Below are 11687 nucleotides of genomic sequence, written 5' to 3' on the forward strand. Positions count from 1 at the left end.
TCGATGACCGTGCCGGCGACCGTGATGGTCATCGGGCCGGTGTACGGCGTGAGCGTCACCTTCTTGCGCGTGTCACCCGGCAGACCCTTCGGGTAGCCCGTGTTGTTCTCGGCCGGGAAGCCCGCGACCGTGTAGGTGGGCGGCACGCCGCCGCCACCCGTGGGCGGCTTCGTCGTGCTGCTGGTCTTGCTCGGTGAAGCCGACGCCGAGGCCGACGGGGACGTCGACGCGATCGGGGACGTCGAGGCGATCGGGCCGGCCGACTGCGACGGCGCGCCACTGACCGACGGGCGGGGCTGCGCGCCGGTCTGCGGCGGGTTCTTGCAGGCGGCGAGGCCGCCGGCCAGCAGTGCCACGGCCATCACACCGACGCCGGCGCGGCGCAGCGGGCTGCGGCCGGCGAACGTCGGCTGGTGGAGCAGGTTGTGCTCGCCGTGCGAGGCGTTGTGCGGTGCGTCATGCGGTGCGCCGTGCGGGTTCATGCTTTGGGAATCCTCCCGGTCAGTCGACATCCGTCAGTCGACGGCCATTGGGGCCAGTCGGAGCTTTTCGGCGTGAGAGTCGGTTGGTGTTCCGCTCCTTCGACTTCGTATGTCCGCGGGAAACGCCACCGAATTGTCCTCGGCAATGCCCAGATATGGGCCGCCATGATCGGTTTTTGTGCGTCGCTCGCAACCTTGCGTAACCTTTGCCGGTCCGAAGCATGCCATGGTTCGGCGGGTGAGTGAAACCCTGGGGCGTGCCGGAAGGGCTACCTTTAGCATTCTTAAGTCCGGCCTAAGAAACCGCACGACTGGAAAGCCCCACGAACCCGTCGGATCGGGCATATCGGCGCGGCCATCGAGTGGCCCAGATCACGCCTGCAACTTCGATGCGCATTTGGCGATCTTCGCCAGCTTCGCGATGCCGTGAACCCTACAGCGACGTCGTTGTTTGGCCTAGTAGTGCCGGGTGTGATGTAGCAGACCGTCGATCGCATGCACGGTCGCTATGACCGGATTGTCCCGAGTATGCGGGAAAATCGGGCACAGTGGGCAGGGGTGATTTGTGTGGTACGAGATAATTCGCTGGCCGTGCTGAGCGGGGCGCTATCGAGCGGCGGGCGGCCGCCGAGGGTGGTAGGACGTTCCTTTGCCGGTGCGGAATCCGGGTCGCGGCGTATCGCCATTGCGCCGAGGAATGGCTATTGCGCGCGGAACGGGTCGTGTTCGGTGAGAATGCGGTCGAGCCGGGCCTGGTCGACGCGTTGCACCACCGACTCGGTTTCCTGCCGGTCACGGATGCATTTGGCGAGCGTGAAGGCCGACGTGACGGTGTAGAGCACCCCGACGGCGAGAAAGGCACGCATCCACCCGTTGACGGGCAGATATGCGATGCCGGCGGCAACGCCGGTGAGGGCGGCCGCGAACGAGAGCGCGGACTGCATGAAGAATGCGGCGGTGGTCTTCGGCGGCACGGAAGTCGTCATGCGCACCAGTCTCGGGCGGCCGGCTCCCCGGCCGCCTGAGTAGCCCTACTCAATCAGTGCCCGACGTGGACCTCGGGTGGGTTGTGCGCCGGCACCGGCAGCTCGATCTTGTGCAGCCGCTCCCACGAGTCGACGATGTCGGCGGTCACGTGGACGCGGAAGTAGTCGTTGGCGCTGAGCCGGTTGGTCACGGGCTCCTCGCCCTCGGCGAGCAGGCTGGCCGGCACCAGCCGGAGCCCGGCCTGCACGGCCGCGCTCAGGCGGCGGTGGCCGTCGATGATGTAGTAGTCCGGGCCGGAGTGGCCGACGGTCAGCGGCTCCATCGCCTCGGGGACGGTGACGTCGTCGGTCGGGGCCGGGAAGTCGAGCTCGCGTGTGGGATACACCCGCATGGGGTCGAGCAGCAGCAGCGGCGGCTGCTCGCGGAGGATGTCGGCGCCGAGCCGCCCCTCGAAGGCCGCCTGCACCAGGTCGACGATCTCCTCCGGCCGGGCCCGGGTGCTGTCGCACACCAGGTCGTAGTTGCGCAGCCGGAACTTGTCCGCCCCGTATCGGGTGAGGAACCGCATCCGCTCGCTCTCGCTGCGGCTGCGCAGGTTGGTCTTCGCCTCGTCGAGGGAGGAGTAGTTCTCGACCTCGCTGTGCGGGCGGGCCAGCACGCGGCGGGCGGCCTCGCCGGGCTCGGTGACGAGGTGCACCTTGAACGCCTCGTGGAAGAAGAACCACGCGAGGCGGCTGTCGACGATGAGCTGCTCGCCGGACTTCGCGATGTCGGACTGCAACTGGTCGACGGCGCTGTCGATCGCGTCGTCGAGCTCGGCGTGCAGGTTGAGCTGCAGCGCGGTCATCCCGCGGCGCTGGGCCATCTCCCGATACATGTCGCCGACGCTGATCCGCCGCAGGCCCAACCGGCCGGCGAGCGCCACGGAAACGGTGCTCTTCCCGCTGCCCAGGTCGCCGTTGATGACCACGGACCGGTGATTGCTCATGCCGCAACTCTCTAGGTGATGGGGCCCTGACCATGAGCTACAGCCCACCGGGCCAGTCCAGGGCTGGAGCCTAACACGCGCTGGTTGCACGCCTTTCCGTTTCATTCCCCCGCACGGGCACCCCGCCGCACACCCGGTCCGTCGCCGCTGATTGCGGAATTCGCCCTGTTTGCTCACCTGGGTGGTCGGACCCGGGGCGCGGAGGGTGAGCGCTGCGGAGCGCGAACGGCGGCGGCCGAGCGGCGGACGCGGTGTAATCGGGGCGAAACATCAAGGTGACAACATCCCGGCCACCACCGTCCCGACGGGAGGACCTCGTTGTTCCTGAGCCGCCACGAGCAGGAGCGCCTGTTGATCCACGTCGCCGCCGACGTGGCGCAGCGGCGCAAGGACCGCGGGCTCAAGCTCAACTATCCCGAGGCCGTCGCCATCATCACCGCCTTCCTGCTCGAAGGGGCGCGCGACGGACGGACCGTGGTCGACCTCATGGAGGCCGGCCGGCATGTGCTCGGCCGCGACGACGTGCTGGAAGGGGTGCCCGAGATGCTCGTGGAGGTGCAGGTGGAAGCCACCTTCCCGGACGGCACCAAGCTGGTGACCGTCCACCACCCGATCCCGTGATCCCCGGCGAGATCGTGCCCGGCGACGGGCCCGTGGTCATCAACGCCGGAAAGGCAGAGCTGCGGCTCAGCGTCGACAACACCGGCGACCGGCCCGTGCAGGTCGGGTCGCACTACCACTTCGCCGAGGCCAACGACGCGCTCGACTTCGACCGGGAACGGGCCTGGGGGCATCGGCTCGCCGTGCCGGCCGGGACGTCCGTGCGGTTCGAGCCCGGCGTGGCCCGGGAGGTCGTGCTGGTGCCGCTCGGCGGCAACCGGGTGATGCCCGGACTGCGGGGCAAGGCTGGAGGAGCGCTGTGACCGAGCTCGACCGCCGCCGGTACGCGAACCTCTACGGCCCCACGACCGGGGACCGCGTGCGGCTGGCCGACACCGACCTGTTCATCCAGGTCGAGCACGACCACTGCGTGGGCGGCGACGAGGCGGTCTTCGGCGGCGGCAAGGTGATCCGCGAGTCGATGGGGCAGTCGCGGGCGACCCGCGCCGAGGGCACCCCCGACACCGTCATCACCGGCGCCGTCGTGCTCGACCACTGGGGCATCGTGAAGGCCGACGTCGGCATCCGCGACGGCCGGATCGTCGGCATCGGCCGGGCCGGCAACCCCGACACCATGGACGGGGTGGACCCGGCGCTGGTGATCGGGCCGTCGACCGAGGTGATCGCCGGCAACGGCCGGATCCTCACCGCCGGCGCCATCGACTGCCACGTGCACCTCATCGCGCCGCTCATCCTGGAGGAGGCGCTCGCCTCCGGCATCACCACCATCGTCGGCGGCGGCACCGGGCCGGCCGAGGGCAGCAAGGCCACGACCGTCACGCCGGGGGCGTGGCACCTGGCCCGGATGTTCGAGGCGCTCGACCCGTGGCCGGTCAACGTGCTGCTGCTCGGCAAGGGCAACACCGTCTCCGAGGAGGCGATGTGGGAGCAGCTGCGCGGCGGTGCCGGCGGCTTCAAGCTGCACGAGGACTGGGGCACCACCCCGGCCGCGATCGACGCCTGCCTGCGGGTCGCCGACGCGTCCGGCGTGCAGGTGAACATCCACACCGACACGCTCAACGAGGCCGGCTTCGTCGAGGAGACCCTGCGCGCGATCGCCGGGCGTTCGATTCACGCGTACCACACCGAGGGCGCCGGCGGCGGCCACGCGCCCGACATCATCACGGTCGCGTCGCACCCGAACGTCCTGCCGTCGTCGACGAACCCGACTCGCCCGTACACGAGAAACACCCTCAGCGAGCATCTCGACATGCTCATCGTGTGCCACCACCTGAACCCCAGCGTCCCGGAGGACCTGGCGTTCGCCGAGAGCCGGATCCGGCCCTCGACGATGGCGGCCGAGGACCTGCTGCACGACCTGGGCGCGATCTCCATCATCGGCTCCGACTCGCAGGCGATGGGCCGCGTCGGGGAGGTGGTGCTGCGCACCTGGCAGACCGCGCACGTCATGAAGCGGCGACGCGGTGCCCTGCCCGGCGACGGGCCGGCCGACAACGAGCGGGCCAAGCGGTACGTCGCGAAGTACACCATCTGCCCGGCCGTCGCGAGCGGCATCGACCACGAGGTCGGCTCGGTGGCCGTCGGCAAGCTGGCCGACCTGGTGCTGTGGGACCCGGCGTTCTTCGGGGTCCGCCCGCACGTCGTCATCAAGGGCGGCGCGATCGCCTGGGGCGCCATGGGCGACGCCAACGCGTCGATCCCGACGCCGCAGCCGGTGCTGTCCCGCCCGATGTTCGGCGCGTACGGTGCCGCGGCCCCCGCGACGAGCCTCGCGTTCGTGGCCCGGGCGGCGCTCGACGACGGGCTGGCCGACCGGCTCGGCGTCCGCCGGACGCTGGCCGCCGTCGCCGACACCCGCGGCCGGGGCAAGGCCGACCTGCCCCGCAACGACACGCTGCCGAGGATCGAGGTCGAGCCGGACACGTTCACGGTCCGGATCGACGGCGAGGTGGTCGAGCCGGATCCGGTCACCGAGCTGCCGATGGCGCAGCGGTATTTCCTGTTCTGAGATGCGCGCGTTCACCCAGCTGCTGATCCTGGCCGACGGCCGGTTCCCGTCCGGTGGCCACGCCCACTCCGGCGGCCTTGAGGCGGCGGTCCACCAGCGACGCGTGCACAACGAAACCGACCTGGAGGCGTTTCTGCGCGGGCGGCTGCGCACCGCCGGGCTGGTGGGCGCGGCGTTCGCGGCCGCCGCCTGCGCGCGACCGTCCACGATGGACGAACTCGAGGCGGAGCTCGACGCGCGGACACCGTCGCCGGCCCAGCGGCTCGCCGCCCGGCGGCAGGGCCGGTCGCTGATCCGTGCGGCGCAGGTCGTCTGGCCGGGGGAGCACGTCGCCCGGGCGGCCCGCACCAAGGTCTCGCAGCCGATCGCGCTCGGGGTGGTGGCCGACGCCGCCGACGTGACCCCCGGCGAGGCGGCGCTGATCAGCGCGTACCACTCGATCTCCGGCCCGGCGAGCGCGGCGGTCCGCCTGCTGGGACTCGACCCGTACCGCGTGCACGGGCTGCTCGCCGCGCTCGGGAACGAGTGCGACGAGGTGGCCCGGGAGGCCGCGGCGTTCACCCGTGGGCCCGCGGCGGACCTGCCGGCGGCATCGGCGCCGCTGCTCGACATCTCCGCCGAGGACCACGCCGCATGGGAGGTAAGGCTCTTTGCCAGCTGAACACGAGCACACGCATCCACATCCGCACGACGACCCGCACGCGCCGCTGCACAACGGCGAGCGCGCGCTGCGCATCGGCATCGGCGGCCCGGTCGGCTCGGGCAAGACCGCCCTGGTCGCCGCGCTGTGCCGGAGCCTGTCCGAAGACCTGCGCATCGCGGTCGTCACCAACGACATCTACACGACCGAGGACGCCGACTTCCTGCTGCGCAACGGCGTGCTGCCGGCCGAGCGGATCCGCGCCGTCGAGACCGGCTGCTGCCCGCACACCGCGATCCGCGACGACATCTCGGCCAACCTCGACGCGATCGAGGAACTGGAGGAGAGCCTCGGCCCGCTCGACGTGATCCTGGTCGAGAGCGGCGGCGACAACCTGACCGCCACGTTCAGCAAGGGCCTGATCGACCAGCAGATCTTCGTGGTCGACGTGGCCGGCGGCGACAAGGTCCCGCGCAAGGGCGGCCCGGGCGTGACCAGCGCCGACCTGCTGGTCATCAACAAGACCGACCTCGCCCCGCTGGTCGGCGCCGACCTCGGGGTGATGGCGCGCGACGCGGCCGCCCGCCGGGGCGACCTGCCGACCGTGTTCCTGTCGCTGGTGGAGGACCGGACGGCCGCACCGGTGCAGGACTGGATCCGAAGCCTGGTGCGGTGAGGGCCGCGGCCCGGGTCGTGGCGCAGGCCGACGGGCCACGGACCGCGCTGACCGTGCTCAAGGGCGAGCCGCCGCTGCTGCCGCGCCGCACCGGCCCGAACGAGGTGCACTTCGTCGGCGGCGCGGCCGGCCCGCTCGGCGGCGACGAGCTGAGCATCGAGATCGAGGTCGGCCCGGGCGCGCTGCTGGTGGTCCGCACGGTGGCGGCGAGCATCGCGCTGCCCGGCCGCGGCAACGAATGGTCGCGGTTGTCGATCAATGCCAGCGTGGCGGGCACCCTGCTGTGGCTGCCCGACCCGCTGGTCGCCACCGCCCGCTGCCGGCACCTGACCGAGTCCACGGTGGACCTCTCCGGGGACGCCACGCTCGTCTGGCGTGAGGAGGTGGTCCGCGGCCGGCACGGGGAGCCGGGCGGCGAGGCGAGGTTGAGCACCACGGTCCGCCGCGACGGCCGTCCGTTCCACCGCAGCGACGTCAGCCTCGAAGACAACCCGGCCGTGCTCCAGCACCGGGTCTACGCGAGCCTGCTGACCACGAGGACCGTCGATCACAAGCTGCCGGAGATCATGCCGCTCGCCGCCGGCGGCACGCTGGTCACGGTCCTCGGTCAGGACCTCACGGCGACCCGGGCGATCACCGGCCTCCTGGTTACAGCGCCGCAATAGGCGGGCAAAGCCGCAGTAACGGCGCGGGCGTCTACTCGCATCGACTCACCGATGGTGAGGCGCGCCTAGGGTTCCGCGTCGATGCGACGGACTGGTCCGAGAGGTGCAGGCGCCCCGCGCACCGGGGCGTTCCACGGCGGGACAAAAGCCCGGGAGACAGCCGACGCTTCCGGCTGCTCCGCGGCCGGACAGCCAACCCGGAAGGGACTGTCTGTGGGTCTGTTCCACCACCATGGGAACTACGGGCCGGAGGCCCGCTACGCCGTCGAGCGCGAGGCCGAGCTGCCGACCACCAAGTGGGAGGAGGAGGTGGCGCGGGGGCTGGAGCTGGGCCTGCCCGGGGCCGACTCCATCGTCGACAAGCGCATCCCGACGTTCTCCCGCGGCGAGCTGCCGCACTTCGCCGGCATCAACACCTTCCTCAAGGCGCCGTACCTCGAAGACGTCCGCCGCTGCGGCGAGTACGACGTCGCCGTGCTCGGCGCGCCGTTCGACGGCGGCACGACGTACCGCTCCGGCACCCGCTTCGGCCCGCAGGGCATCCGGAAGATCTCCGCGCTCTACGGCCCGTACAGCTTCGAGCTCGGCGTCGACCTGCGCGAGTCCATCACGATCGCCGACCTGGGCGACATCTTCACGATCCCGGCGAACATCGAGAAGACGTTCGACCAGATCTCCAAGGCGGTCGCCCACGTGTACGAGTCCGGGGCCTTCCCGGTCGTGCTCGGCGGGGACCACTCGATCGGCTACCCCACCGTGCGCGGCGTCGCCCAGCACCTGCAGGGCAACCTCGGCATCATCCACTTCGACCGGCACGTCGACACCCAGGAGACGGACCTCGACGAGCGGATGCACACCACGCCGTGGTTCCACGCCACGGACATCCCGAACGTCCCGCCGAAGAACCTGGTGCAGATCGGCATCGGCGGCTGGCAGGCGCCCCGGCCCGGCGTGAAGGTCGGGCGCGAGCGCGGTACCACCATCATGACCGTCACCGACTGCGTGGAGATGGGCATCGAGGCCGCCGCGGAGCGGGCGCTCGAGGTGGCCTGGGACGGCGCCGACGCGGTCTGGCTGTCGTTCGACGTCGACTGCCTCGACGCGGCGTTCGTGCCGGGCACCGGCTGGCCCGAGCCGGGCGGCTTCCTGCCCCGCGAGGTGCTCAAGTTCATCCAGCTCATCGCGGAGAAGCCCCTGGCCGGCATCGAGGTCGTGGAGTGCTCCCCGCCGTACGACAACGCGGAGATCACGTCGCTCATCGCGACCCGCGTCATCTGCGACACCCTCGGCTGCCTGGTGCGCGCCGGGCACCTTCCCCGGAGGACCTCATGAAGCGTCGTTCGCTCCTGCTGGGTGCCGCGGGCGCGGCACTGCTGGCGGCCTGCGGTTCGGACACCTCGGACGCGGCCACCCCCGGCACCGTCACCCTCGGCTTCTCCGCCTGGCCCGGCTGGTTCCCCTGGCAGGTGGCCCAGGAGAAGGGGCTGTTCGCCAAGAACAACGTCACGGTGGAGCTGAAGTACTTCGACAGCTACACCGACAGCCTCAACGCCCTGGCGACCGGGAACCTGACCTGCAACAGCCAGACGCTCAACGACACCCTGTCGTCGGTGTCCGGCGGCTCGAAGCAGACAATCGTCCTCGTCAACGACAACTCCACCGGCAACGACCAGATCATCGCCGGCCCCGGCATCACCTCCGTCGCCGGTCTCAAGGGCAAGAAGGTCGCCGCCGAGCAGGGCACCGTCGACCACTACCTGCTGCTGCTCGCCCTGGAGAAGGCCGGGCTCACTGAGAAGGACGTGACGTTCACGCCGCTGCTGACCGACGCCGCCGCGGCCGCGTTCGTAGCCGGCCAGGTCGACGCGGTCGGCGTCTTCGCGCCGTTCACGACGACCGCGCTCGGCCGCTCCGGCAGCACGGCCATCGCCACGTCGAAGGACTTCCCGGGCGCGATCCCCGACACGCTGTCGTTCCAGTCGCAGTTCGTGCAGGACCACCCCGACCAGGTCCAGGCGGTCGTGCAGACCTGGTTCGACACGCTGGCCTGGATCGCCGCGAACAAGACCGAGGCGGTGAGCATCATGGCGAAGAAGGGCGGCGTCTCCGACGCGGACTACCTGACCTACGACGCCGGCACGACCATCTTCACCAAGGAGCAGAACCTGGAGGCCTTCGCGGCCGGCGCCGACGCGAAGCACCTCGACTTCCAGGCGAACAAGATCGCCGAGTTCCTCGTGAGCACGAAGCTCGTCGACGCCAAGCCCCCGCTCGACGGGCTCTTCGAGCCCAAGTTCGTGAAGGCCGTGCCGTGACCGTCACCGCCGCCAAGCCGTCCACCCGGGCGTCCTGGCGGCCGTTGCCCCGCCGGCGGCCGGTCGGGCCGCCGCGGGCGGCGCTCGCGATCCGCGCGCCGCTGCCGGCCGCCACCCGGGCCGTGCTCGCCACGCTGTCGGTGCTGGTGCCGCTGGCCGCGTGGCTGCTGCTCGGCGCCTCCGGCGCGGTCGACCCGCGGTTCCTGCCGACGCCGCAGGAGGTGTGGAGCGCGGGGCTGGACCTGGCGGCGAGCGGGCAGCTGTGGACCGACACGTGGGCCACGGTCGAGCGGATCCTCTCCGGATTCGGGCTGGCCGTGCTCGTGTCGGTGCCGCTCGGCATCGCGATGGGCAGCTTCACCGCCGCCAACGCGGTGCTGGAGCCGTTGAGCGGACTGCTGCGATACCTGCCGGCGGCGGCGTTCACCCCGCTGCTGCTGATCTGGCTGGGCATCGGCGAACCGCCGAAGGTGGCACTCATCTTCCTCGGCACCGTGTTCTTCAACATGCTGATGGTGGCGGACGTGGTACGCCTGGTGCCCCGTGACTTCCTGGACGTCGCCTACACGCTCGGCGCGCGCCGGCGGGAGGTGCTCGCGAAGGTCATCGTCCCGCACGCGTTGCCCGGCGTCATCGACGCGGTGCGGGTCAACTTCGCCGCCGCGTGGAACCTCGTCGTAGTGGCCGAGCTCGTCAACAGCGAGACCGGCCTGGGCAAGCGCATCCTGCTCGCGCAGCGGTTCACCCAGACCGACAAGATCTTCGCGATCCTGGTGGTCATCGCGGTGATCGGCGTCCTCACCGACGTCCTGCTGCGCCTCGCGCGGAACCGGATCGGACGGTGGGCCTGATGCTGATGCTCGACGGCGTCGGCCGTACCTTCGGATCCAGGACGGCACTCGAGAACGTCTCGCTCGGCGTCGAGGCCGGCCAGTTCGTCTGCGTCGTCGGCGCGAGCGGCTCCGGCAAGTCGACGCTACTGTCGATCGTCGCCGGCCTGGTCGCGCCGTCGTCGGGCACGGTGTCGCTGGCCGGCACGCCGGTCACCGGCCCCGGCCCGGAGCGCGGCCTGGTCTGCCAGTCCGGGGCCGTGTACCCCTGGCGGACCGTCGAGCGGAACATCGCGTTCGGGCTGGAGCTGCTCGGCCTGAGCCGCGCGGAGCGCACGGCGCGCGTCGACTGGTACCTCGCCGAGACCGGCCTCGAACCGCTCCGCCGCGCGCTGCCGAAGCAGCTGTCCGGCGGCCAGCGCCAGCGGGTCGCGATCGCCCGGGCGCTGGCGTGCGAGCCGGCGGTACTGCTGCTCGACGAGCCCTTCGGGGCGCTCGACGTCCAGACGAAGGAGGACATGCAGGTCTTCCTGCGCCAGGTCTGGCGGGACACGGGGACGACGGTGCTCATGGTGACGCACGACGTGGAGGAGGCGGTGTACCTCGGGCAGCGCGTGGTCGTCCTGGCCAGCGATCCCGGCCGGGTCGCCGCCGACGTGGCGGTCGACCTGCCCGCCGACCGCGACCTGACGGTCAAGCGGGAGCCGTCGTTCCTCGCCCTGCGCGCGCAGGTCGAGGACCTCGTCCGCGCCTTCCACCGCGCCAGGACTTAGGCCCTGTTTCACGACTGGGGCCGGAGCGGGCCTAGGGCACGGGGTCGTGGGTGCCGCGGGGGGTGGACGGGTTGCAGCGCCTGATGCGCGCCGCGGTCAGCCGGGAGCCCTCGACCAGTCCGTACCGCTGCACCGCCTGCATCCCGTATGCGCTGCACGACGGGGTCTGCCGGCACCGCGTGGGCAGGTGCGGGGAGAGCCAGCGCTGGTAGCCCCGGATCGCCGCCATGCCGGCCCGGCCGGGGCCGCTCGCCGTCGCGCGGGGCGGCCGGGTCGGCGCGGCGATCGCCATCAGGCTCAGCAGCGAGCCCAGCATGAACGGGCTGCAGTCGCAGTCACAGAAGTCGAAGTCGCCGCAGTCGCACCCGTCCCGCTTGCGCTTCTTGTTGTGATGGCGCTGCTGGCGGCGGTGGCGCCGCATCGCGAGGAGATCGCCCAGACCCATGCGCCGCATTGTGTGCGCGTGTCCGGCGGGTGATCAAGGCGAGGTCGGAAGGTGGACAAACGGCGACGCACCCGGATGTTCGACTTCGTTCGGGTGGCCGGGAATGTCCGGACAGTCCCGGACACCCGAACGAAGTCGAACAACCGGGTGCGTCGGCTTGCGGAACCCCCACGACCCGCAGGCGAAGCCCGTGGAACCAGAGTGCGTCGCCCAGCGGCGCGTGGGGGGTGTGCAGTGGGAACCCCCCACAGAACCGC

At 71.2% G+C, this 11687-nt stretch carries 13 protein-coding genes, 1 pseudogene and 1 riboswitch; of the genes and pseudogenes, 10 read left to right on the forward strand and 4 right to left on the reverse strand.

Features of this window, described 5'->3' with window-relative positions; translation table 11 throughout:
• The 3 genes and pseudogenes from IEZ31_RS54615 to IEZ31_RS54625 all read right to left on the reverse strand — a co-directional run.
• A pseudogene (locus IEZ31_RS54615) lies at positions 1-482 on the reverse strand (hypothetical protein); the annotation flags it as partial.
• Positions 483-1183: 701 nt separating this feature from the next.
• A complete protein-coding gene (locus IEZ31_RS54620) occupies positions 1184-1456 on the reverse strand; it encodes a YiaA/YiaB family inner membrane protein (protein ID WP_229837295.1) in 273 nt (90 codons plus the stop codon).
• A 65-nt stretch (positions 1457-1521) separates the two neighbouring features.
• Entirely contained in the window at positions 1522-2457 is a 936-nt protein-coding gene (locus IEZ31_RS54625) for an AAA family ATPase (RefSeq protein ID WP_190258089.1), read from the reverse strand.
• Positions 2458-2775: 318 nt separating this feature from the next.
• Between IEZ31_RS54625 and IEZ31_RS54630 the strand changes: the two genes are divergently transcribed.
• The 10 genes from IEZ31_RS54630 to IEZ31_RS54675 all read left to right on the forward strand — a co-directional run bounded on the left by IEZ31_RS54630 (position 2776) and on the right by IEZ31_RS54675 (position 10985).
• Positions 2776-3078 carry an urease subunit gamma gene (locus IEZ31_RS54630; protein WP_190258090.1) on the forward strand — a complete coding sequence of 101 codons (303 nt, stop codon included), beginning with the start codon at positions 2776-2778 and terminating at the stop codon, positions 3076-3078.
• Positions 3075-3380, forward strand: coding sequence for an urease subunit beta (locus IEZ31_RS54635; protein WP_190258091.1), 306 nt, complete (start codon positions 3075-3077; stop codon positions 3378-3380). The genes IEZ31_RS54630 and IEZ31_RS54635 overlap by 4 nt, the downstream gene beginning before the upstream one ends.
• The gene (locus IEZ31_RS54640; protein ID WP_190258092.1) at positions 3377-5086 is read left to right on the forward strand and encodes an urease subunit alpha; all 1710 of its coding nucleotides are present in this window, start codon (positions 3377-3379) and stop codon (positions 5084-5086) included. The genes IEZ31_RS54635 and IEZ31_RS54640 overlap by 4 nt, the downstream gene beginning before the upstream one ends.
• A gap of 1 nt (position 5087) precedes the next feature.
• Positions 5088-5747, forward strand: coding sequence for an urease accessory protein UreF (locus IEZ31_RS54645; protein WP_190258093.1), 660 nt, complete (start codon positions 5088-5090; stop codon positions 5745-5747).
• The gene (gene ureG / locus IEZ31_RS54650; protein WP_308429549.1) at positions 5737-6402 is read left to right on the forward strand and encodes an urease accessory protein UreG; all 666 of its coding nucleotides are present in this window, start codon (positions 5737-5739) and stop codon (positions 6400-6402) included. Before IEZ31_RS54645 ends, ureG begins: the two co-directional genes overlap by 11 nt.
• The gene (locus IEZ31_RS54655; RefSeq protein ID WP_190258094.1) at positions 6399-7067 is read left to right on the forward strand and encodes an urease accessory protein UreD; all 669 of its coding nucleotides are present in this window, start codon (positions 6399-6401) and stop codon (positions 7065-7067) included. Before ureG ends, IEZ31_RS54655 begins: the two co-directional genes overlap by 4 nt.
• A 54-nt stretch (positions 7068-7121) precedes the next feature.
• A riboswitch (guanidine-I (ykkC/yxkD leader) is annotated at positions 7122-7225 on the forward strand.
• Between the two features lie 55 nt (positions 7226-7280).
• Positions 7281-8399, forward strand: coding sequence for an agmatinase family protein (locus tag IEZ31_RS54660; RefSeq protein WP_229837297.1), 1119 nt, complete (start codon positions 7281-7283; stop codon positions 8397-8399).
• A complete protein-coding gene (locus IEZ31_RS54665; protein WP_190258095.1) occupies positions 8396-9382 on the forward strand; it encodes an ABC transporter substrate-binding protein in 987 nt (328 codons plus the stop codon). The genes IEZ31_RS54660 and IEZ31_RS54665 overlap by 4 nt, the downstream gene beginning before the upstream one ends.
• Positions 9379-10233, forward strand: a complete 855-nt coding sequence (locus tag IEZ31_RS54670; RefSeq protein WP_190258096.1) for an ABC transporter permease — start codon at positions 9379-9381, stop codon at positions 10231-10233. Before IEZ31_RS54665 ends, IEZ31_RS54670 begins: the two co-directional genes overlap by 4 nt.
• Positions 10233-10985, forward strand: a complete 753-nt coding sequence (locus IEZ31_RS54675) for an ABC transporter ATP-binding protein (protein ID WP_190258097.1) — start codon at positions 10233-10235, stop codon at positions 10983-10985. Before IEZ31_RS54670 ends, IEZ31_RS54675 begins: the two co-directional genes overlap by 1 nt.
• A 31-nt stretch (positions 10986-11016) precedes the next feature.
• On the opposite strand, the gene yidD is transcribed toward IEZ31_RS54675, so the two are convergent.
• Positions 11017-11430: a membrane protein insertion efficiency factor YidD gene (gene yidD, locus IEZ31_RS54680; protein WP_229837299.1), complete on the reverse strand. Its 414-nt coding sequence runs from the start codon at positions 11428-11430 to the stop codon at positions 11017-11019.
• Positions 11431-11687 lie beyond the last annotated feature (257 nt).

The organism is Dactylosporangium sucinum (assembly GCF_014647515.1).
Taxonomy (GTDB): domain Bacteria; phylum Actinomycetota; class Actinomycetes; order Mycobacteriales; family Micromonosporaceae; genus Dactylosporangium; species Dactylosporangium sucinum.